At 35.7% G+C, this 22316-nt stretch carries 22 protein-coding genes and 1 tRNA gene; 8 read left to right on the top strand and 15 right to left on the bottom strand.

Going from position 1 to position 22316, the window contains the following annotated elements; translation table 11 throughout:
- The coding region (locus V7Z48_RS11425; RefSeq protein ID WP_334113628.1) for an efflux RND transporter permease subunit at positions 1-1326 on the top strand (1326 nt) is incomplete at its 5' end.
- Here the strand turns inward: V7Z48_RS11425 and V7Z48_RS11420 are convergent.
- The 8 genes from V7Z48_RS11420 to V7Z48_RS11385 all read right to left on the bottom strand — a co-directional run bounded on the left by V7Z48_RS11420 (position 1327) and on the right by V7Z48_RS11385 (position 11248).
- Positions 1327-2241, bottom strand: coding sequence for an ABC transporter ATP-binding protein (locus V7Z48_RS11420; RefSeq protein WP_334113627.1), 915 nt, complete (start codon positions 2239-2241; stop codon positions 1327-1329).
- 77 nt (positions 2242-2318) lie between these two features.
- Positions 2319-4481 (bottom strand): prolyl oligopeptidase family serine peptidase, encoded by a 2163-nt coding sequence (locus V7Z48_RS11415; RefSeq protein WP_334113626.1) that lies wholly within the window; start codon positions 4479-4481, stop codon positions 2319-2321.
- A gap of 82 nt (positions 4482-4563) precedes the next feature.
- The gene (locus tag V7Z48_RS11410; RefSeq protein WP_334113625.1) at positions 4564-6675 is read right to left on the bottom strand and encodes an FG-GAP-like repeat-containing protein; all 2112 of its coding nucleotides are present in this window, start codon (positions 6673-6675) and stop codon (positions 4564-4566) included.
- A 20-nt stretch (positions 6676-6695) separates the two neighbouring features.
- Positions 6696-7793: a hypothetical protein gene (locus V7Z48_RS11405; protein WP_334113624.1), complete on the bottom strand. Its 1098-nt coding sequence runs from the start codon at positions 7791-7793 to the stop codon at positions 6696-6698.
- A gap of 135 nt (positions 7794-7928) precedes the next feature.
- Positions 7929-8918, bottom strand: coding sequence for an aspartate-semialdehyde dehydrogenase (locus V7Z48_RS11400; RefSeq protein ID WP_334113623.1), 990 nt, complete (start codon positions 8916-8918; stop codon positions 7929-7931).
- A gap of 105 nt (positions 8919-9023) precedes the next feature.
- Positions 9024-9425: a large-conductance mechanosensitive channel protein MscL gene (gene mscL, locus V7Z48_RS11395; RefSeq protein ID WP_334113622.1), complete on the bottom strand. Its 402-nt coding sequence runs from the start codon at positions 9423-9425 to the stop codon at positions 9024-9026.
- Positions 9426-9501: 76 nt separating this feature from the next.
- Positions 9502-10608, bottom strand: coding sequence for an alanine racemase (gene alr / locus V7Z48_RS11390; protein ID WP_334113621.1), 1107 nt, complete (start codon positions 10606-10608; stop codon positions 9502-9504).
- Complete coding sequence (locus V7Z48_RS11385; RefSeq protein ID WP_334113620.1) at positions 10601-11248, bottom strand: thymidine kinase; 648 nt, start codon at positions 11246-11248, stop codon at positions 10601-10603. The genes alr and V7Z48_RS11385 overlap by 8 nt, the downstream gene beginning before the upstream one ends.
- Before the next feature lie 89 nt (positions 11249-11337).
- On the opposite strand from V7Z48_RS11385, the gene V7Z48_RS11380 reads away from it, so the two are divergent.
- Together V7Z48_RS11380 and rsmI are read left to right on the top strand one after the other, a co-directional pair.
- Positions 11338-12063 (top strand): hypothetical protein, encoded by a 726-nt coding sequence (locus tag V7Z48_RS11380; protein WP_334113619.1) that lies wholly within the window; start codon positions 11338-11340, stop codon positions 12061-12063.
- Between the two features lie 102 nt (positions 12064-12165).
- Entirely contained in the window at positions 12166-12837 is a 672-nt protein-coding gene (gene rsmI, locus V7Z48_RS11375) for a 16S rRNA (cytidine(1402)-2'-O)-methyltransferase (RefSeq protein WP_334113618.1), read from the top strand.
- Positions 12838-12851: 14 nt separating this feature from the next.
- Here the strand turns inward: rsmI and V7Z48_RS11370 are convergent, their stop codons facing one another.
- Both V7Z48_RS11370 and V7Z48_RS11365 read right to left on the bottom strand, forming a co-directional pair.
- Entirely contained in the window at positions 12852-13637 is a 786-nt protein-coding gene (locus V7Z48_RS11370) for a toxin-antitoxin system YwqK family antitoxin (RefSeq protein ID WP_334113617.1), read from the bottom strand.
- A gap of 7 nt (positions 13638-13644) precedes the next feature.
- Positions 13645-14235 (bottom strand): carboxymuconolactone decarboxylase family protein, encoded by a 591-nt coding sequence (locus V7Z48_RS11365; protein WP_334113616.1) that lies wholly within the window; start codon positions 14233-14235, stop codon positions 13645-13647.
- A 55-nt stretch (positions 14236-14290) separates the two neighbouring features.
- Here V7Z48_RS11365 and V7Z48_RS11360 point away from each other — a divergent pair, with 55 nt between their 5' ends.
- The 3 genes from V7Z48_RS11360 to V7Z48_RS11350 all read left to right on the top strand — a co-directional run bounded on the left by V7Z48_RS11360 (position 14291) and on the right by V7Z48_RS11350 (position 17856).
- A complete protein-coding gene (locus tag V7Z48_RS11360) occupies positions 14291-14713 on the top strand; it encodes an OsmC family protein (protein ID WP_334113615.1) in 423 nt (140 codons plus the stop codon).
- Between the two features lie 56 nt (positions 14714-14769).
- On the top strand, positions 14770-16467 hold the full coding sequence (gene recJ / locus V7Z48_RS11355) for a single-stranded-DNA-specific exonuclease RecJ (RefSeq protein ID WP_334113614.1): 1698 nt from the start codon (positions 14770-14772) through the stop codon (positions 16465-16467).
- A gap of 117 nt (positions 16468-16584) precedes the next feature.
- A complete protein-coding gene (locus tag V7Z48_RS11350; protein WP_334113613.1) occupies positions 16585-17856 on the top strand; it encodes an MFS transporter in 1272 nt (423 codons plus the stop codon).
- Here V7Z48_RS11350 and V7Z48_RS11345 read toward each other — a convergent pair.
- Positions 17853-18605 carry a UDP-2,3-diacylglucosamine diphosphatase gene (locus V7Z48_RS11345; protein ID WP_334113612.1) on the bottom strand — a complete coding sequence of 251 codons (753 nt, stop codon included), beginning with the start codon at positions 18603-18605 and terminating at the stop codon, positions 17853-17855. The two genes, V7Z48_RS11350 and V7Z48_RS11345, sit on opposite strands and share 4 nt — an antisense overlap.
- 125 nt (positions 18606-18730) lie before the next feature.
- Complete coding sequence (locus tag V7Z48_RS11340; protein WP_334113611.1) at positions 18731-19180, bottom strand: 6-pyruvoyl trahydropterin synthase family protein; 450 nt, start codon at positions 19178-19180, stop codon at positions 18731-18733.
- A 199-nt stretch (positions 19181-19379) separates the two neighbouring features.
- Between V7Z48_RS11340 and V7Z48_RS11335 the strand changes: the two genes are divergently transcribed.
- Positions 19380-20021 (top strand): 2OG-Fe(II) oxygenase, encoded by a 642-nt coding sequence (locus V7Z48_RS11335; RefSeq protein WP_334113610.1) that lies wholly within the window; start codon positions 19380-19382, stop codon positions 20019-20021.
- Positions 20022-20122: 101 nt separating this feature from the next.
- On the opposite strand, the gene V7Z48_RS11330 is transcribed toward V7Z48_RS11335, so the two are convergent.
- Genes V7Z48_RS11330 through V7Z48_RS11320 form a run of 3 tightly spaced genes read right to left on the bottom strand, consistent with a single transcriptional unit; the run spans position 20123 to position 22151 of the window.
- Complete coding sequence (locus tag V7Z48_RS11330) at positions 20123-20290, bottom strand: hypothetical protein (protein WP_334113609.1); 168 nt, start codon at positions 20288-20290, stop codon at positions 20123-20125.
- 29 nt (positions 20291-20319) lie between these two features.
- Positions 20320-21654, bottom strand: coding sequence for an MATE family efflux transporter (locus V7Z48_RS11325; RefSeq protein WP_334113607.1), 1335 nt, complete (start codon positions 21652-21654; stop codon positions 20320-20322).
- Positions 21651-22151 (bottom strand): GNAT family N-acetyltransferase, encoded by a 501-nt coding sequence (locus V7Z48_RS11320; RefSeq protein ID WP_334113606.1) that lies wholly within the window; start codon positions 22149-22151, stop codon positions 21651-21653. Before V7Z48_RS11320 ends, V7Z48_RS11325 begins: the two co-directional genes overlap by 4 nt.
- Before the next feature lie 88 nt (positions 22152-22239).
- On the opposite strand from V7Z48_RS11320, the gene V7Z48_RS11315 reads away from it, so the two are divergent.
- Positions 22240-22313: transfer RNA gene (locus V7Z48_RS11315), tRNA-Ala, on the top strand.
- Positions 22314-22316: the final 3 nt, after the last annotated feature.

Genomic DNA, 22316 nt, shown 5'->3' with positions numbered 1-22316 from the left:
AGTTTTACACCTTGTTTTTATACCACGCTAACTACCATTGTGGGATATTTTGCCTTGTATCTTTCACCTTTGCCTGCTTTTAAAAATATGGGACTTTTAACCTGTGCGGGTTTGCTTTTAAGTTTTGTTTTGGTGTATGTGATTCTGATTATTGGATTAAGTTTTTATACGTTTAATTTTGAAGCTTCCAAACCTATTTTACGTTTTAAAATATTTAATTCGGAAGCTGTTATTGTTGGTCTAAATAGATTTACATCCAATTCTAAAAACAGTATTATTCTGGTTTCTAGTTTCTTAATAGTTATTGGAGGCATTGCCATCACGAAGATTAAAATAGACACTGATTCTTTAAATTTATTAGCTGAAGGAAAAGCCAAACAAGATTTACGTTTGATTGAATCGAAGTTAAATGGTAGCTCTAGATTACAGATTAATATAGCAACCACAGCCAATAATTCCATCTTAACAAAAGACTTTATCAAATCCTTAGCAGTTTTTGAAAGCAAATTGCAATCTAATGAATTGTTGGCGATACCAGTTTCGGTGTTGTCTTTGAAATCGTTTTTAGAGCAACGTTCACCAATGCTGTTTCAGTCTAATTTTGACGAGGAAAAACTGAAAGGAATACTTGCTGATACCCAACAAACAAGCGAATCATTTTTCACCTTTTTTTCAGAAGATTTTGAAACGGCTGGTATCACAGTTAATGTTAAGGAGCTAAAAACATCAGAGCTTGAAAAGCTAATATCAGACATTTCATTAGGTTTTGAATCTTCTTTCAATACAGATGATTACAGCTTAAATATTCAAGGGTTTTCAGTGGTATTTGCTCAACTAAATTCCTTTATTTTAGAAACCCAATTTAAATCGTTTTTTGCGGCATTTTTTGTTGCTTTTCTAGCTTTATGGTTTTTTATAAAAAGTTTTAAAACCACTATTTTAGTCCTTATTCCTAACCTGTTGCCATTACTTATGTTGGCCATTGTAATGTTTCTTTTTGATATTCCGCTAGATGTTTCAACAGCAATGATTACACCTATAATGCTGGGAATTGCCATGGACGACACCATTCATCTTATTTATAAATACAAACGAACTAAAGCTATAAAAGGTAATGCACAAAAGCGAATTGATAAATCTATGCTCTATACGGGTGGTGCACTATTATCTACCACCATAGCCTTGGCCGCTGGGTTCTTAATAATTAGCACTAGCGCCGTGCCATCGGTTGGTGAATTTGGATTGCTTTGCTCAGTAACCGTTGCTATGGCGTTGATTACAGATATTCTCTTTTTGCCTGCTTTATTGAAGAAATTCGATAAGTAATTATTGGGAAATGTTGAAGCAAATCGTTTTACCAGCTTCGATTTTTGCAAAATGTTCTAGGAAAAGATTTTCAGAGTTAAAATTAGCTTGAATTAAATAATTTCTCCCATTAAAATAGCAGTTTTCAACTGTTGCTTTAAAATCTGATTTATCTACAATTTTAAGTTGGTGTGCATACACAATCCCAAATGGTTCAATATGGTTAAATTCACCAAAAAAAGCGGCAATTAACGACGTTCTTGGATTGTGATAAAGTGTTTCAACTGAGTCGTTCGCAATTATTTTCGATTGGTGTATAACTAAGATTCTATCGGCGTGGCCTAAAACATCTTCTTTATCGTGGGTAGCCACTAAGCAACTGATATTTTTCTCTTTTAAAAACTCAAATAGCTTTCTCCGTAAGGATTGTTTTTTGAAATTATCAATATTGCTAAAAGGTTCATCTAACAGCAAAATTTCTGGTTGTTTAGCTAGTGCTTGCGCCAAAGCAACACGCTGTTTTTGTCCACCGCTTAACAGTTTTACTTTGGTGTTTGTAAATTCTTCAAGCTCTACAACTTTTATGAGTTCCTCGGTGCGTTGTTGTTTTTCTTCAGGATAAAAATTGGATAGATACTTCCCGATATTTTCACCTACCGTTGTGAACGGCATTAAATCAAATTCTTGGGTGACGTATTTCATAAATTCATAACCAACCACCAGATTGAATTTCGGTCCTAAAATCTGGGTGTCTTTCCAAAAAATCTCACCTTCAGGCAAATCAAAAGTGCCGTAGATTAGCTTAAGTATAGTGCTTTTTCCTGAGCCACTCTCTCCAATTAATGCCACAGTTTCTCCTGGTTTTATTTCAAAACTTACATTTGAAATAACCGGCGCTTTCGTATAAGAAAAGCTAATGTTTTGTACTTTGAGCATGCTGCAAAAATACCATAAAAAAATCGCTCCGATATTGCTATCAAAGCGATTTTAGTCTTTCTTAATATTTATAAAAATTAACCTTTTGCTTTTTCAGTTGTTTTATTTGGCAAATCTTCAAAGCCCATATTGTAAAGTGTGAACGCGAAAATATCAGCTGCTTGTTCAATGGTTTTACTCACCGGAGTTCCTGCGCCGTGACCTGCATCGGTTTCAATTCTAATAAGCGTTGGATTGTTACCAGATTGTTTAGATTGTAACTCAGCGGTAAATTTAAAACTGTGTGCTGGCACAACACGGTCGTCGTGATCACCAGTAGTTATGAGTGTAGCCGGATATGCCGTACCTTCTTTAACATTGTGAATTGGAGAATAGCCTTTGAGATATTCAAACATTTCCTTGCTATCCTCGGCGGTGCCATAATCGTAAGCCCAGCCAGCGCCTGCCGTGAAAGTGTGGTATCGTAACATATCTAAAACACCAACTGCTGGGAGCGCCACCTTCATTAAGTCTGGACGCTGCGTCATAGCCGCACCAACTAAAAGTCCACCATTGGAGCCACCTCGAACCGCCAAATAATCTGATGAGGTGTAGTTGTTTTCAATTAAATATTCAGCTGCAGCAATAAAGTCGTCAAATACATTTTGCTTTCTCATTTTTGTACCCGCATCGTGCCAAGATTTGCCGTATTCGCCACCTCCGCGTAAATTTGGCACGGCATAAAGACCACCTTGTTCTAGCCACACCGTGTTGGCCGTACTAAAAGAAGGAGTTAAACTTATGTTGAAACCACCATAACCATAAAGTATAGTAGGGTTTTTGCCGTTTAGTTCCATACCTTTTTTATGTGTGATAATCATGGGCACTTTTGTACCGTCTTTTGAAGTGTAAAAAACTTGTTTGCTTTCAAAGGCATCAGAATCAAAATCAATTTTAGATTTTTGATACAATTCAGAGTCGCCGGTTTTGATATTATATTTAAAAATGCTTCCAGGGGTTACGTAATTTGTAAATGTAAAATAAAGCTCTTTTTCTTCTTTTTTAGCGCCGAAACCTCCAACCGTTCCTATTCCTGGAAGTTCTACTTCTCTCACTAATTTTCCATTGTAGTCGTATTGTAACACTTTAGAGATGGCATCAACCATATAGGAAGCAAAAATATAATTTCCGCCTTTTGAAACATTTAAAACATTTTCTGTTTCAGGAATTAAATCCACCCAATTTTCTGGTGCTGGATTTGCAATGTCAACAGTTACAACACGCTTGTTTGGTGAATTTAAATTGGTTTCTAAATAAAGGGTTGTACCGACATTATCAATAATATTGGTGTCGCTATCGGTGTGGTTTAAGATTTCGATAAAATTAGATTTAGCATCATTTAAATCTTTTATGAATAGTTTGTTGCCTGAAGTTGAAACTCTAGGAGACACTATCAAATAGCTGTTATCATCGGTAACACCAGCATAAATATAACGGTGTTTCTCTTCGGGAGTTCCTCCGAATATTAATTGATCCTCAGTTTGTTTGGTGCCAAGTTTATGATAGTATACTTTGTGCTGATCTGTTTTAGCTGAAAGTTCACTTCCCTTTGGCTTATCGTAGCTTGAGTAATAAAAGCCTTCGTTTTTAAGCCAAGACATACCGCTAAACTTGATATCGACAAGTGTGTCTTCAATAATTTCTTTAGTTTCAACATTAAGAACGATGATTTTTCGCCAGTCGCTGCCACCTTCCGAAATGGCATAAGCTAGAATTTTACCATTCTCAGAAAAACTCATACCGCCTAGGGAAGTTGTGCCATCTTTACTAAAGGTATTCGGATCTAAAAATACCTCGGCATTTTTTGAGGGTTCATTGGTCTTGTGCCGATAAATCACTGACTGATTTTGCAAACCATTGTTTTTATAAAAATAAGTGTAGTCACTTTCTTTAAATGGTGCTCCAATACGCTCATAGTTCCAAATATTTGATAATCTGTTTTTAAGTTCATTTCGGTATGGAATAGAATCTAAAAAACCAAAAGTTACTTGATTTTGAGCTTTTACCCATGCTTCGGTTTCGCTGCTTCTGTCGTCTTCTAGCCATCTAAATGGGTCTTTTACTTCAGCGCCAAAATAAGTGTCGACGGTATCTACAGTTGCGGTTTCAGGGTAATTCACAGTTGTTATTGTTTTTTCAGAAGCCTTTTCGCAGCCAAGTAATAAGGCTAAAAAAATGACAAGGTTTATTAAAGTTTTCATGATGGAGATTTTACGTATTTGTAAAAATAAAAAAAAGCCTTCACGTTTAGTGCGAAGGCTTTGTTAATTTGTTTGATGTTATTTATTGCTTTATAAATTTCTGAGTTTGAGTTTTACCTTCCGAAGTGACGCTTAAAAAATAAATGCCATTAGCAATATTTGAAACATCAATTTTATTTGAGCTCAACTGCGCATTCAAAATCAATTTACCGCTAAGGTCAATAACAGAATAATTCCCATTATAAAGTAAATTGTTAAAGTTCAAATTAAGATAATCTTTGGTTGGATTAGGATAAAGGATTAAATTATCAACAAGGGTGTCTTCAACTGAAAGTGTAAACGACGCTTCTTCAATAATATGATGAGTATTGATATCTGGATCATTAATTTGATCTACGATACCAGAAGGCCATTTTATTTTAATATAGTTGATACTAGTAGCTTGGCCAATTCCGAAATGGGTATTTAAACTACCCATATATCTAAAGCCAATTCCACTTTTAACATCTGAAATTTGGATTTTTTCATTAATTCCAGACCCTGTGCTAATTTCGATTCTAGCACCAATTCCATTTCTATTGCTTAATCCAGAGGTTTCATGACCTTTACCTACTGTTGTTATTTTAATCCAGTTGTTGTCGTTACCGCCATTAATATAAAAGCGATTATTATTATAGACATCTAAAAAGCCATCGTTATTACCGTCACCTACGGGACCTATTGAAGGCATGTCGTTTGAAATAAGATAAAATGTTAAATCGCCATTACCAAAATAAATTCCACCATTAAAAAGAATATCAACGTTCCCGTCGTTATCAAAATCTCCGGCAATATTTTCAATACTAGTTAAATTTAAATTAAAGCCTGCACCCGAAGTTACATCTGTAAAAGTACCGTCGCCGTTGTTGCGCATTAATTTTGAAGGACCATCCGCCGGTTCCGTTGGTAGCGCACTAGCACCAACAAAAACATCTAGAAAACCATCATTATCAAAATCTGCCCAAACAGCCGACCACGTTTGTATGGGGTCATTTAAATTAACTCCTGGATTGCCAGATACATCTTCGTATTCATACTTTCCTTGTGCATTCATGCCTTTGTTACGCCATAATTGATTAATCTTATCTGGCCCAGAACCTCCTCTACATTTCGCAATAAACAAATCTGTCAAACCATCGTTATTGTAATCAATCCAAATACTGCCGTAATTGCCACCGCTAAGGCCTAATCCAGAAGGAATACCATTTGGATTGGCTCCTTGAAAATATTGTAAGTTGTCAGCTCCGTCATTAAGATAATAAACGTTAGGTTGCACATCATGACATACAAAAGCATCCAGATGACCGTCATTGTTGAGGTCAATAAAATTCGCTCGCTGGGCAAAAATATTTTCAGGACCAGATATTTCTGTATAACTGGTTCCGTCGTCACCGGCTTTCATAAAAGTGACCCCTGAAGTATCGCCATAAATTAAATCATTGTAGCCATTGGCGTCCCAATCACCTGCAGTGAGACTCCAAACAGGGAAAAAATCTGCTGGCGTTGTAGGTATGGACATAAAATTAAATCCACCAGTTGATAATTGATAATTAACGTTAATTGCAGAGGTTTGAATAGAAACTAAATCGTCTAAAAAATCACCATTTAAATCCACCAAGCCTCGATTACTTCCGGGCATATTGATCGTTTGCTGAGAAAATGTCACTGGACTAACAGGAGGTGGTGGCGCCTGAGGCCCCTCGGTTAAAACATAATCGAAGTTACTACTATTGCCCCATCGATTATCCCAAACTATATAATAAGTGTTCCCTTGAAAAACGTTTAATGTGGCCACACTTAAAAAGTTACTTGAGCCGACACCACTATCATCGTCTCCACCTGCACAAGTCAAGCTTCCGCAATCACCTACAAAAATATTTACACGAGTATCTTTTCCAGAGTTTTGTGACAAATCAGAACTTATAATTATTTCATAATCGGCGTCTGGAGTATATTTTATCCATTCACCATTTGAACCATTTGAATTCTCTGTACAGTTTAATGGAGGCGGATTTCCATTTATATTTCCAACACTGTAAACAACATTGGCCACAATACTTGTTGAACTTGCAGCATCTAAACAAGTATTGAAAGATTGTGCTGATATTATGTGACTTAAAAAGCCAGTGACCAAAATGAGTAAAATTTGTTTCATTATAAAAATTTAAAAATTTGTTATTGGCAATTTGATTCTAAACTATTAATCCAAGCTTCAATTAAGGCAACTCCTTCATCGTGTTTAACCGATCTTGAAAGTAATGGCATTCGTGTTGCGCCATCGGTTGTATTTAATCTAAACCAAAGCATAGACCTATCATTTCTTCCTGGAGAAACAATATGAACTAATGAGCTGTCAAAATTTTCTTCGGGTGCTACGCAAACACCTGCGTCGGTAGGGTTTTCTGTGTCTGAAAATGACAGTCTAATCGGCCTGTAAGCACAGTGTAATTCATCTGTGTGACAGTGGGCGCAATTTACGTCTAAGTAAGATCGCGCTCTTAAATCTAATGATTTAGATTCATCTTCCCAATCGACTATTGTATTGATATTTAAAGGCACATTATTGTTAAGATAACCCATGTCGACCCACTTTTGCAATTGATTTTTTGTGCCGTCGATATAGTTAAATAATTTGTTTAAGTTTTGTGGTTTGGGACCAATTGGTATAGGTAATTCATTTACTGATTTGTGGCAAACGCGACATTCAGTTTCTGATGGAACTCTATAATTGATTTCTAAAGAGGTGTTATCTTTTTCGATAGAGACATTAACAAAACTGCCGTTGTTATCTAAAAAAGCTTCAGTTTGGTCTTCGTTCCATTTGTAATTTGCAAAAATATAAGCATCATTTTTTTTAATTATAAGTCTTGTTTCTATAATTTTCGTAGTTAAATTAGGCAGCACATTATCATAGTAAAATGTTTTTATGATAACAGAACCAGAAGGGAAATCTACAATCGCATCGTCTGTTGTATAGGCTGCCTTAACATCATTTGGCATCCAAATGAAACGCTTTTTTTTAGAGTAATCTGAAAATAAAGGAGTAATTAAATCATAAGGCAGTACACCATAGACTGGAGATTGTTCGACAATATTACCTTCAAAAAAATTATAAGCTGATAGCGTTGAATAAGGAACAGCATCTAGATCGAAAACGACTGGAGAAATCTGTGGTTCCTCAACTACTTCAACAGGCACATAATTTTCTTCTTCACTACAGCTTAAAAAGCTTATAATGATTAGAAAAAATATTATAGCACGAATAGGTTTCATCCCTTAAAGTAAAATTTGGAAACCGAATGTACCAATTATTTTGTTTTAAATAACAAATAATTAGTTGAACAACACTTTTTTGCCGCTCAATAGAAAACCTTGAAAATCGAGGCTGTTTTTTTAGCTTTTGTTTAATTATACTAAATTGTGATTTACTAAATATTCAGCAATTTGTACGGCATTTGTGGCTGCGCCTTTTCTTAAATTATCGCTAACAATCCAACAGTTTAAACCGTTTGCGACACTCTCGTCTCTTCTTATGCGACCCACAAAAACATCATCTTTACCATGTGCAAATATTGGCATTGGATATGTATTTGTATCGGTGTTGTCTTGAAGCACTACGCCTTGAGTTTCGCTGAGTAAAGCTCTAATATCACTTAAGTTAAATTCGTTTTCGAATTCTATATTTACAGATTCACTGTGACCACCAGAAGTAGGAATACGAACAGCAGTTGCGGTAACTGCTATTGATGGATCGTTTAGAATTTTTCTAGTTTCTTTTACTAACTTCATTTCTTCTTTAGTATAGCCGTTTTCTTCAAACACATCACAATGTGGCAAAGCATTTCTATGAATTGGGTAAGGATAGGCCATCTCTCCTTTAATACCATTCATTTCATTTTCGAGTTGTTTAACTGCCTTAACACCAGTACCAGAAACGGATTGATAGGTGGAAATAACCAGTCGTTTAATTTTATATTTTTTGTGTAATGGTGCCAATACCATTACCATTTGTATAGTAGAACAATTGGGATTTGCTATAATTTTATCTGCCTTCGTAAGTAAACTAGCATTAATTTCAGGAACAATTAATTTTTTACCTTCAACCATTCTCCAAGCGGACGAATTATCTATAACCGTGGTACCAACTGCTTCAAATTTTGGTGCCCATTCTAAAGAAGTTTCACCACCAGCAGAGAATAATGCAATATTTGGTTTAAGAGCAACAGCCTCGGCTAAACTAACAATCGTAAAATTTTTGCCTTTAAATTCAATTTGTTTACCTATACTTTTTTCTGAAGCTACAGGTATAAGCTCATCTATTTGAAAATTTCTAGATTCAAGTACTTTTAACATTACTTCGCCTACCATTCCGGTGGCACCAACTACGGCTACTTTCATATTGCATTATTTTTCGCAAAAATACTTATTAATTTAATTGAAAACATAAAAAAAACGGCTACTTTCATTTAAAAAAGTGCCGTTTAAATTAAAAATATGATAATCTTATTTTTTCAACAAATCGCGGATTTCAGCAAGTAATTCTTCTTGGCTTGGGCCTTTTGGAGCTTCTGGTGCTGGTTCTTCTTTCTTTTTCATTCTAGTGATACTCTTTATAATCATGAACATCACAAATGCCACAATGATAAAATCAATAACATTGGTCAGGAAATCTCCATATAAAATAGATACTTCTCCAACAATTTCTCCCGCATCATTGGCAACACCTTCTTCAATAGTGTACTTTAAATCTTTAAAGTCGGCCTTGAATATTAATCCAATTAATGGCGAAACAATACCTCCAGTAAATGAGGCAACCACTTTGTTAAACGCTGCTCCCATAACAAAAGCAACAGCAATGTCAACTAAATTGCCTTTAATGGCAAACTCTTTAAACTCTTTAAGCATAATCATTAATTTAAGTTAGTAATGGATAATGCAAAATAGTAAAAAATGTTTAATTCTGAGATGATACCTGCGCTAATTATTTTAGGTATATGCGCTTAACCCTTTGCGATATAGAAGTAATTATTTCATATGAAATAGTATTGGCCGATTTGGCTAAATCGTTCGCAGTATGACTAGCATCAAAAATAACAACTTCATCGCCTTCATTGCAGTCAATATTTGTGACATTTACCATAATCATATCCATGCAAACATTACCTATTATGGGCGCTTTCTGTTTATTTATGGATACACAACCATTGCCTTTGCCGTAATTTCTGTTTAAACCATCGGCGTGGCCAATTGGTATTGTTGCCGTTTTCACCGTTCGTTCTGCCTTAAATGCGCGGTTATAACCAACACTATCTCCTTTGTTGACAGTGTGAATTTGAGAGATAACAGATTTTAAACTCGCAATAGGAATGAAATTTTTATCTTCTACAGGCGAATTACCAAAGCCATATAGACCAATGCCGCATCGAACCATATCAAAATGAGCTTCTGGAAAATTCAAAACCCCAGAAGTGTTGCACATGTGAAGCCAAGGCTGGTATTCAATTTGGCCGGAAAATTCTTCGGCAATTTTTTTAAAACTCTCAATTTGATGTTTGGTAAAATCAGCTTCGTCAAGGTCTTCACTTGCTGCCATATGTGAGAATAAAGATTTTGCTTTAATGGCATTGGTTTTCTTTAACTGCGATGTTATAGCTCCAACATCATTATAATCAAAACCAAGTCTGTTGAGACCTGTATTGAATTTAATATGGACTGGATATTGTTTTTGCCCACAAGTTTCGGCTACTGCGATGAATGCATTCAAGACATTCATACTGTATAAACTAGGCTCGAGACAACGATCAATAAGTGTTTTAAAATTTACAGGTTGTGGATGAAGTACCAAAATAGGCAAGCTAACACCTGCATCCCTTAAAGCAACACCTTCTTTGGCATAGGCCACTGCAAGATAATCGGCACCAATATTTTCTAAGTGTTTGGCTACCTCAATAGCGTCGCTACCATAGGCAAACGCTTTTACCACAGCCAAAAATTTAGTTTCTGGCGTTAATTTCGATTTGAGGTAATTAAAGTTATGTGTTAATGCCTTTAGGTCAATCTCTAAAACAGTTTCTTCAGCTTTAGCCATTGTTGTTTTTTTGTTTAGAAGGCACTTCTTCGGCATCGTTTACTTTCAGGTTTCTTATTTTATCGCGTTGCATAGATTTATAATAAGCTGCTCTACTTAAGGGCTCGTATTCATCTACTTCACCCAATAAAACTAATTCTTCACTTCGTGCTTTTCTGTAGCTGTATTGTGCAAGGTTTCCAGTTCTGGTGCAGATGGCGTGTACTTTGGTAATATATTCGGCAGTTGCCATAAGGTAAGGCATTGGACCAAACGGGTTGCCTTTAAAATCCATATCTAATCCAGCTACAATAACCCTTACACCTTTGTTTGCGAGGTCGTTGCAGACACGTACAATTTCATCATCGAAAAACTGGGCTTCATCAATACCTACAACATCACAGCCATCGGCTAAAATCGGAATATTAGCAGCAGCAGGAACAGGAGTAGATCTAATTTCATTAGCATCGTGCGATACTACTTTATCCTCGTCATAACGCACGTCAATAGTAGGTTTAAAAATTTCAACCTTTTGTCTAGCAAATTGTGCACGCCTTAGCCTACGAATCAATTCTTCGGTCTTACCAGAGAACATTGAGCCGCATATGACTTCAATCCATCCAAATTGTTCTTTATGATTTACTGTATTTTCGAGAAACATTTTGTAATTTTAACACTAAATAGTCGCCTTTTTTCGTTTGCTTAAAGGTGGTATAAAAATAGTAAATATCAAAAGTTTAAATTAAAAATATGAAAAAGAAATTAGAATCAGAATTAATGAGCATTGCACATCGGATTCTAAAATTAAAAGGAAAAGAAGATGTTGTAAAACTTCATGCCGAAACAGCGCAGCTCTTAGAAAAATTGTCTGTACTAAAATTTGCACATGATAATTTTGAAGGTGATATACCAACAATTGGTAATGATTCGTCGTTTTTTGAAATGTTAGATACCGCTTTCAACAATAAAATAAGCGATACCATAGAGCGTGAAGATAAACTCTACATAAATTTAGATGATGTAGAAGACGATGACATTATGGAACCAGTGATGGAAAAAATTAAAGACATTGTGTCTCAAATGCCACACGAAGCGCAGCAAATAGATGCTTTTTTTGGTAACCAGCATACCAGAATTAAAAACGATTTCGAAGAAATTACTGCCGGTTTTGAACAAATGCCCGAGTTCGAACCCGTTTCTAGTGCCAATGAGCAACACAAAAAATCTTTAAACGACCAATTAAAATCGAAAGCTTTACATATAGGATTAAACGATAAAATTGCTTTTATTAAGCATTTGTTTGATGGTAAGAATGGCGATTACGACCGCGTGGTTTCTCAACTTAATACGTCAACTTCATATGTAGAGGCCAAATCATTTATACAAACTATGGTTAAGCCCGATTACAATTATTGGAAAGGCAAGGAAGATTACGAAGAGCGATTTATGCTTATTGTTGAATCTAAATTTAATTAATCTGGGTGTTTGCTCAAAAAAAGTGAGCACCGCGCTTTCGCTACTCGCTTGCTTCCAATAAGTTGGGAGCAGAGCTCAAACACACCGCTCAATCGCTAATACATGAGTAAACTTTACCTTGTCCCAACCCCAATTGGAAATTTAAAAGACATGACATTTAGAGCCGTTGAGGTTTTAAAATCCGTCGATTTAATTTTAGCCGAAGACACACGAACCTCAGGAAAATTGCTGAAACATTACGAAATTTCAAGTCCGTTGCAATCGCACCACATGCACAACGAACACAAAACGGTTGAAGGCCTTATAAATAAACTAAAAATCGGAATAACGATCGCGCTTATTAGCGACGCCGGTACTCCTGCCATTTCTGATCCAGGGTTTTTACTAAGTCGCGCTTGCATAGAAAATAATATCGAAATTGAATGCTTACCAGGAGCCACAGCCTTTGTTCCAGCTTTGGTAAATAGTGGTTTGCCTAACGATAAATTTGTGTTTGAAGGATTTTTACCAGTTAAAAAAGGCAGACAAACACGTCTGCAGTTTCTTGCTGAAGAAACGCGCACCATGATATTTTATGAAAGTCCACATAAATTACTTAAAACGCTGAAACATTTTTGTGAATATTTTGGCGAAGATCGTCAGGTCACCGTATCCAGAGAACTTACCAAACTTTATGAAGAAACCATTCGCGGTACCGCACAAGAGGTTTTAGATCATTATACCAAAAAACCACCTAAAGGTGAAATTGTTATCGTGGTGACAGGAAAGAAGTAATTTGAGCGCTGCGCTTAATTAAAGTATTTTTTATATTTCAATGCTTCCTCAGGATTTTTGCGCATGTCAATCCGTTTGATTTCGTTTTCCAAACTGTCTAACTCGATAATAAATGTGGTGTTATCAGTTTTCTTCAGCCTGACATAAATTTCTAAATTACCGTCGTCATCGTAATATTTGAGAGCATTAAAATTGTCATAATTTGAAGCTATTTCCTCCGAAACCACTTTTCCAAACTTAATTTTCTGCCGAATAGTTCTGTTATTTTCAATAAACTTTTGAGAAACAATATTACCCAAAAGATCATAATAAACAGATTCTATAATCTCGCCATTTTTAACTTTGGATTCTGATTTAATTTGACCAGATTCGAAATACGTCATTTCTTTATCAAAGAGTTCATTTTTATTATAAAAGTTTAATTTTTTGATTTTACCTGAGGTAAAATACACTTTATTTCCACCATGTAATTTACCATTTTCGTATATGGAATGTGTATAAACGTTACCATTTGGATGAAAGGTTATATAATCTCCCTGAAGTACGCCATTGTTAACCTCAAACTCTTCCCATTTTGTAAGCTCACTACCGACAACATAATACCCATTTAGTCTCTCATTGCTTTTATGAAATCTATAAACCGTTATCCCGTTATATGTATCTATTTCATAATCACCTCGCTCTATGAAAGTAAATGATTGATCATTTTTTTCTTTCATTTTACTACACGAGCAAACCATTAACATTAAAAAAATCGCTAAAAATGTTCTGAAAATCGTCTTAGTAAATGTTTTTGTCATACTTATTTTAAATGTGTTTTCCTTTGTCCCATCCATGCTTCCCAAGAAACTTCGTACCGGTTTCAACCGCTTCATCTTCAAGCGTTGTTCCCATACTATCGTTCCAGCGGTTTAAAAAGCCAAATAACGAAATAACACCCATCATCTCAACAATTTCACCCTCATTCCAGTATTTGTAAAGTTCATTCTTTATGGTTTCGTTTACGGTATTTGGTATTTGACTAGCCGCCAAGCTAAAATCTAATGCCGCGCGCTCAGCAGCTGAAAAAGCTGGATGTGTTTTATAGTTCCAAATATTATCGAGTTGTTCTTGTTCGGCGCCATAACGCTCAGCAGCTCTTACAGCATGGGCTTGGCAATATCTGCAGCCTGAAGCGTTGCTGCTTACCCACGCCATCATACGTTTTAAAGCCGAAGTTACGCGACCTTCATTGGTCATAACCGCTTTGTTTAAATTGATAAATGCTATTGATATAGCAGGTCTGTGTTGCATGGTAAGAACCGAATTGGGGCAAAATCCTAGCGTTTCATTAAAGAATTCTGCAAGCGACTTTGTTTCTAAATCGTGATGCGGAGATAGTGGTGTTACAAGTGGCATATTTTGGTTTTTATTGGTACTTTTGAAATTACAAGAAACAAAAAAATATTCAATTATGTCACACATAGTTACCACAGAATGGAAAGGCAATTTGCAATTTGAGTCCGATAACCCAAGCGGAAAAACAATTTTAATTGACACCTCGCCTGAACACGGTGGGAATAATGAAGGCCTAAGACCGAAAGCCATGATGTTAGCAGCGCTTGCTGGTTGCTCTGGTTTAGATGTGGTGTCTGTTTTGGAAAAAATGAAATCAACGATTTCAGATTTTAAAATGATAACTGTAGGCGAGCTTACCGAAGAACACCCCATGTATTATCACACTGTTTCAGTTGAGTATCATTTTTATGGGAATAATTTAGAACCAGCTAAAATTGAAAAAGCAGTAAATTTATCTGTAGAAAAATATTGCGGTGTTATGGAAATGTTTAGAAAATTTGCAACCGTAAAAACTTCAATTCACTATCACGATAATTAATAAATGACCTTATATAAAGTTGATTTTTTAAAACTTAAAATATATCTCTGAAAAAAATGCGTTGGACGCTAAAGCCTATACCAGAACAACAGAAAATTGAAGCCTTACAACAGGCACTTCAGGTCAATGAAATTATTGCAAAATTGTTGATTCAACGCGGTATTGAAACTTATGCTGATGCCAAAAAGTTTTTCAGACCAAGCTTGAGCGATTTACATGATCCATTCCTTATGAAGGATATGGACAAAGCCGTGGCGCGCATTGAAAAAGCCTTAATAAACAACGAAAATATTTTAGTTTATGGTGATTATGACGTTGACGGCACCACTTCTGTTGCGTTAATGGCCTCCTATTTAAAAACCCGAACAAATCATGTGGCAACATATATACCTGATAGATATGATGAAGGTTATGGTATTTCGTTTAAAGGAATTGATTTTGCGCACGACAACGACATGTCGCTTATTATTGCTTTAGATTGTGGTATTAAAGCCATCGATAAAGTAGCTTATGCCACAGAAAAGCAAATTGATTTTATAATCTGTGATCACCACAGGCCTAGTGATGAAATTCCAAAAGCCATCGCCGTTTTAGACCCGAAACGTGACGATTGTGTATATCCATTTAAAGAATTGTGTGGCTGTGGTGTTGGTTTTAAACTCATCCAAGCTTTAGCCCAACAAGAAGGTAAAACGATTGACGATTTAATAGAATATTTAGATTTAGTAGCCACAGCAATCGGAGCCGATATTGTCCCTATTACTGGAGAAAACCGAACGCTTGCCTATTTTGGATTGCAAGTTATCAACACCAATCCAAGAGCTGGTTTTAAAGCCATTATTCACCAGCAAAAAAAGCAGGAATTAAATATAACGGATGTGGTTTTTATCATCGCGCCGCGCATTAATGCCGCTGGCAGAATGAAACATGGTAATTATGCAGTAACACTTTTAACGGAATCTAATTTTGAATTGGCGCTTCAATTCGCTTCCGAAATAGAGCAATTCAATACTGATAGAAAAGAAGCTGACCAGCAAATCACAGTTGAAGCCTTGTCGCAAATTGAAACCAACAAAGAAGAAAACAGATGTACCACAGTAGTTTATCATGAAAGTTGGCACAAAGGGGTGATAGGTATAGTGGCATCCAGACTTATTGATACTTATTATAGACCAACTCTAGTTTTTACCAAAAGCGGCGATAAACTGGCAGCTTCTGCACGATCCGTTAGTGGCTTTGATGTTTACAATGCTTTAGAAGCTTGCACTGATTACATTGAACAATTCGGTGGCCATAAATATGCCGCTGGATTAACTTTAAAAGAAGAAAATTTTGAGGCATTTAAACAAGCCTTTGAAGATGAAGTGACTAAAAGCATTACCAGTAGCTTACTTACAAGAGAAATTAAAATTGATCTAAAAATTGAGTTGGGTGACATTAATGACAAACTAATGCGCATTTTAAAACAATTCGCTCCTTTTGGCCCTGGTAATATGACCCCGGTTTTTATGACCGAAAACCTTAAAGATACTGGCTACGGAAAATGTGTAGGTGAAGACGATAAACATTTACGAATAACAGTTTCACAACCAAATGCCGAAAGAATTGTTGCTATAGGATTTAATTTAGGCCATAAATATGAGTTGGTGGCGAATCGTAAACCCTTTAGCGCGGTTTATTCCATAGATGAAAACGAATGGAATGGCAATGTGAGTTTGCAGCTTAAGCTAAAGGATATTGAATGTGTTTTATAACAAGTTGATTTATTTTTTCATCAATAATAAACAGTGAAACGAGATACTTAGATTAAATTTGGCAAAATTTCAACAATCTTTTTAAATCAAAATGAACACAAGGTTTAAAAATCGTCAATGAATTATAAAAAAGACCCTTACGCTGCGCTGCGCATCAAGGAATTCAATATTTTTTTATTGGTGCGTTTTGCACTGGTTTTTGCCTGGAGCATGCAATTTATTGTTATTGAGTGGCAAGTTTACTCAATCACAAAAGATCCACTATCATTAGGTTTAATTGGACTCATGGAAATTATTCCAGCCTTGTCAATGGCGCTTTTTGCGGGGCATATTGTTGATCAGAAGGAAAAACGCAACTTATTACTGTTATGTATAGGCGCCTTTTCGTTAATTAGTTTGGGTCTATTTTTGCTCACATGGCCAGAAATTGTTGGCACTTGGGAAACCAATCATATTTTGTATTGTATTTATGCATTGGTGTTTTTTGGTGGATTTGTAAGATCATTTTTTGGCCCTACCATATTTTCATTAGTTGCACTTATAGTTCCGAAGAAAATTTATCCAAATGCAGCTACCTGGAACAGCTCTACCTGGCAAATGGCTAACGTACTCGGTCCTGCAACAGCGGGAATTTTTATTAACTGGATAGGTGTACATTGGACGCTTTCTGTAGTGTTTGGCATGGTAGTTTTGGCTTTTGTAACGCTCTTCAAAATAAACAGAAAACCAATTTTGAATCCGAAAATAGGTGAGCCAGTAATGCAAAGTCTCAAAGAAGGTTTGAATTTTGTATTTAAAACCAAGGCTATTTTAGGCGCAATCACCTTGGATATGGTGGCGGTTTTATTTGGAGGTGCAGTCGCGCTATTGCCTATTTATGCACAAGATATTTTGGAAGTTGGTCCTGAAGGTTTTGGCGTTTTAAGAGCCGCACCAGCGGTTGGTGCATTTATTACCATGCTTGCCACGGCTTATTTGCCAATTAGTAAAAATGCCGGACTCAAACTCTTGGCAGCTGTTTTCGGTTTTGGTGTTTGTATTATTGTTTTCGGTGTTTCCACTATATTTTGGGTATCGGTAATTGCATTATTTTTAAGTGGTATTACGGATGGTGTTTCAATGGTGATTAGACAAACCATTCTTCAGCTTAAAACTCCTGACCATATGCGTGGTCGTGTGTCTTCTGTAAACTCTATGTTTGTTGGTTCTTCAAACGAATTGGGTGCTTTTGAAAGCGGCGTAACAGCCAAATTAATGGGAACTGTTACAGCCGTCGTATTTGGCGGCACCATGACTATAATTACAGCTGTGAGTACTGCCTTTTTCTCTCCATCCTTTAGAAGGTTGGACTTAAGAAAAGACTTGGAAGAACACGAAAATTCTAACTAAAATTGCTTTAGTTGAAACTCTTTTCCATCGAAAACTCCGTAGGTATAATGACTAATCCAATCGCCTAGGTTGAAATATTTGGAGCTGGTGTTTAATTCAATTTCCAAAGGTAAATGCCGATGACCAAATACAAAAAAATCGTAGTGCTTGGTTTCTAATTTACGTTTTGAGTATTGTACCAGCCATTCTTGGTCGTTGCCTAAAAACTTGGCATCTTCATCGCCTGAAATTAATTTATTTTTTACTGAAAAATAATGACCCAATCGCATACCAATGTCGGGATGCAACCATCCAAATAACCATTTAGAAAACGGGTTGGTAAACACTTTTTTCATGCGCTTGTAGCCTTTGTCACCTGGACCCAAACCATCACCGTGGCCAATAAAAAAGGTTTTCTCATTAAAATTAAATTCTTTGGGTTGGTGAAAAACGGGAATATTAAGTTCTTCTTCAAAATAGCCATTCATCCATAAATCGTGGTTACCGACAAAATAATAGATTGGGATTCCAGAATCACTAATTTCTGCAAGTTTACCTAAAGTTCTAGTAAAACCTTTTGGAACAACGGTTTTGTATTCAAACCAAAAATCAAACAAATCGCCCAATAGAAAAATAGCGGCAGCATCGTCTTTTATGCTATCCAACCAAGCCACAAATTTTTTTTCACGCGGAAATGAAGCTTGCTTAGTTGGAGCACCGAGATGATTGTCTGATGCGAAATATACTTTCTTTCCTACGGGGATATTCATAAGGTAAATATAATGAAAGTTTGCGTTAAGGATTGAACGGTTTGTTTGAGCGCTTTTTATTTGGTTTTATCCAAATAGGAAAGCGAGTAGTGAAAGCCTGACCCCAAAACAATTGGGGTAAGACCCTAATTATCTTTTGCATACCATTCGGCAAAACTGGTTTCCGTTTCTTGTAATTTCAACGAGTGTAAGTTGATGTGTTGTGGTAAGCGTTTTATGATTTTTTCAGCAAAATCGATCACCATCATTTCGCTTGTAGGCTGATAGTCGGCTAAAATAACAGTGTGTCCGCGACTTTTTAGTTCATTAGCCAGGTCTATATGAGGCGTGTTTTTATTAAAAACAGTCGCGTGGTCGAATACATCAACCACTTCTTCTTTAACTATTTTTTTAAGGTCGCTAAAGTCGATTACCATACCGAATTTCACATTATTTTGGTCTGAAATTGGTGTTCCAATTACAGTAACAGACAGCTTATAGCTGTGTCCGTGCACGTTTTTGCACTTTCCGTCGTAACCGTATAAGGCATGACCCGTTTCGAAAGAGAATTGCTTTGTAATTCTAATATTACTCATTAAATAAATTTTACGCGATTATCGAGAACTAAATCCCCAAAGATTGGCTTCGAATCTAAATATTTTTCCTTTAATATACCTCGTGGACTTGCCCCAAAATATACTACTTTGCAAAGATATTCATTTTGTTTAACGAAATGGTTTTTAGATTAAATTTGGTTACTTTTTATACGTAGTATTTTTTAGCTAAGCTCATGCTATGGACGCCATTTTTGCACATTTAGACTTCGCCGAAAACCCGCTTTTTGAGCGCATTATTACCGATATTTCAATTCAGCAATACAGTATTATAGACAATTTTTTTACAGATGAGGAGGTTGAGGTTTTGCGTCAGTCCTTATTGCAAAAGTATGACGATGATTCATTTAAAAAAGCAGCTATTGGCAATAAACTCAATGAAACAATTGAAAAATCGATTCGTGGCGACGTTATTCTTTGGATGGATGAAACCAAAGCAGATGATGCTGAGCAATTATTTTTTGATAAGATTAACCAATTGGTTAATTATCTTAATAAAACCTGTTTTTTAGGAATTTTGCATAAAGAATTCCATTATGCCATTTATCAAATAGGCACGTTTTATAAAAGACATATTGATACTTTTCAAAATGACGATAGACGTAAATTGTCCTTTGTATGTTATTTAAACGAGGACGGATGGGTTAAGGAAAACGGAGGGGAATTGTGCTTATATTTAAATGAAAATAATCACGAAATTGAGAAAAACATTTATCCTTTACCGGGCAGAGTGGTTATTTTTGAAAGTCAGATCATCGAGCACGAAGTAAAAATAGTTCATAGTCAAAGACTCAGCATAACAGGATGGCTAAAAACTAGATAGATTAACGTTTTTTCTTTTTGTTGTATACATAAACAATCACTAAAACTACTGCTAGTATTAAAAATAAGCCATTTCCGCCCAAAAACCCTAGTGCATCCATATTACTTTTCTTTATTTCGGTTTTTACTGTAGTTATAAATTAAATAAGCAATAACAATTAAAACCACGAAAGGAAGCATCGACCCTATGAAGATGCCAATTTCATAACTGCTATCTGGAGCGTTTTGTATTTTTTCTTCAATAGAATCTTGCAAAATGTTTGTGCGCATTTTAAACTACGGTTTAAGTTAATTCAAAATTAACTGTTTTCGGCTAATGGCTTAAAAGTTTGATTAAATTTTATTATTAACGGAATGCCACGTGCTACAATCCACAATGTGAATGCTGTAAACACGGCAATCAGTTTAAAATCATAATGATCCATAATGAAAAGTGTTGGTATAAATACAAATAAAGTGGAAATTAACAGTAAGTTTCGGAGGTATTTCATGCGGCCAAGCCCTTTAAAAACGCCGTCAAAAATAAACGCTAAAGCACACAAAGGCTGCATGGCTAATACCAGCCAAAAAACCTTATAAAATTCGATTAACACTAAAGGCTCTTTGGTAAATATAGAACCAATGAAGTTGTAGAAAACATATCCAGCTAGAGCCAAGCCAATTCCTACTAAAACACCGTAAACAATAAGTTTTTTGCTTAAGGCTAGTAATTCTTTGTACCGTTTCGCACCATATAACTTCCCCGACAAAATATTACCTGCACTTGCATAACCATCAATAAAAAAAGCACCAAAAAACCAAAGATTAATGGCTATGGTATAGGCAGCAATATAATTTTTACCATATCCAGTAGAAAAAGCACTGGCCAAATAAAGTGCCAAATTAAGCGCTAAAGTTCTTATGAATAAATTAGCAATCATCAACACAAACCGCTTCATTTCTTTATTAATTAGCAAGGTAAACCGAAGCGGTATATCCGTTTTTCTGAGCAGAAAAATTCCTGACAAAACAGCCATTGTAAACTGTGCAATTACACTCGCATAAGCAGCGCCTTCAATATGCATTGCTGGGATGATATCTTTTACTCCATACACCAAAACAAAGTCTAAAATAATATTCAAACTCGCACCAACAAGTGCGACAACCATCGGGTAATAGGTGTTTTGAAGTCCTCTAAAAGCGCCAAAAACTGCAATAGTAAACAAGGTGAAAGGAAAACCGAACACTCGTATCTGGTAATAAGTTACACTAAAATCTAAAATTAAATCGGAAGCGTTGTAAAGTTTAAATATCTCTTTAGCAAATGGGTAAGTAGCTAAAATAATTAAAATACTCAACGAAGTAATTAAATATATGGCTTGTGCAGGCAGGTTTTTTACAAGGTCCAATTTATCGGCGCCTAAATATTGTGACACGATAGATGAAATAGCACTTCTAGTTTGACCCAAAACCCAAATAAGCATAGAAATAAAAGCACCAACTATGCCAACAGCGGCCAAAGATTCGGTAGCATTAAAATCCATATTTCCCACTACCGCGGTATCGGTAATTGAAAGTATGGGTTCTGAAATACCTGCAATTAAGGCTGGAACAGCAAGTTTATTAATGGCTTTAAAGGAAATATCAGTACTCACAGTAATAATTGATAGCAGTAAAAGGGAAATTCACTTTGTTTAGGAAAGAAAATTTCGCCGAGTCTTTTATAGCCGCGAAGTTCGTAAAACTTTTGATTTCTGGTGTTTTTTGAAAAGGTATCTAACCTTACAGAGTGATACTTATTGTTTTTGGCATAGTTTTCAGCAAAATTCATCAGTTCTTGCGCAAATCCTTTGCCTTGAAAATTGGGGTCAATAGCCAAGCGATGCACGTAAATAGCCTTGTTATTAGTATCTAACCATTCAACAGTGCTATAGTACAAAGACATTTTAGGTGTTATTGTCATACAGCCAACGATACTTTTATGTTTCTCAGTAACATATAATTCATCATTGTTAAAGTCATTTTCAAAAGCAGCTCTACTTGGGTAATGGCTATTCCATTGGTAAATACCTTGTTGTTCCATACGAAGGGCGCAAGCCTGTGTAATTTTGATAATATTATCAATATCTTTGAAAGATGCTTTTTTAATCATTTAGATTGGTTATTTTTGTGCCGAAAATTGCTGTGAAAATAGAAAAATTAAACTATTTTCAACATCGTTTTTATTGTGAAATTTATCTGGGGATGTAGCTCAGTTGGCTAGAGCGCTTGACTGGCAGTCAAGAGGTCGTCGGTTCGAGCCCGATCTTCTCCACAT

Origin of the sequence: Paucihalobacter sp., assembly GCF_036825875.1 — a bacterium.
Taxonomy (GTDB): Bacteria; Bacteroidota; Bacteroidia; order Flavobacteriales; family Flavobacteriaceae; genus Paucihalobacter.
This window is presented reverse-complemented; position numbering and strand designations above follow the sequence as displayed.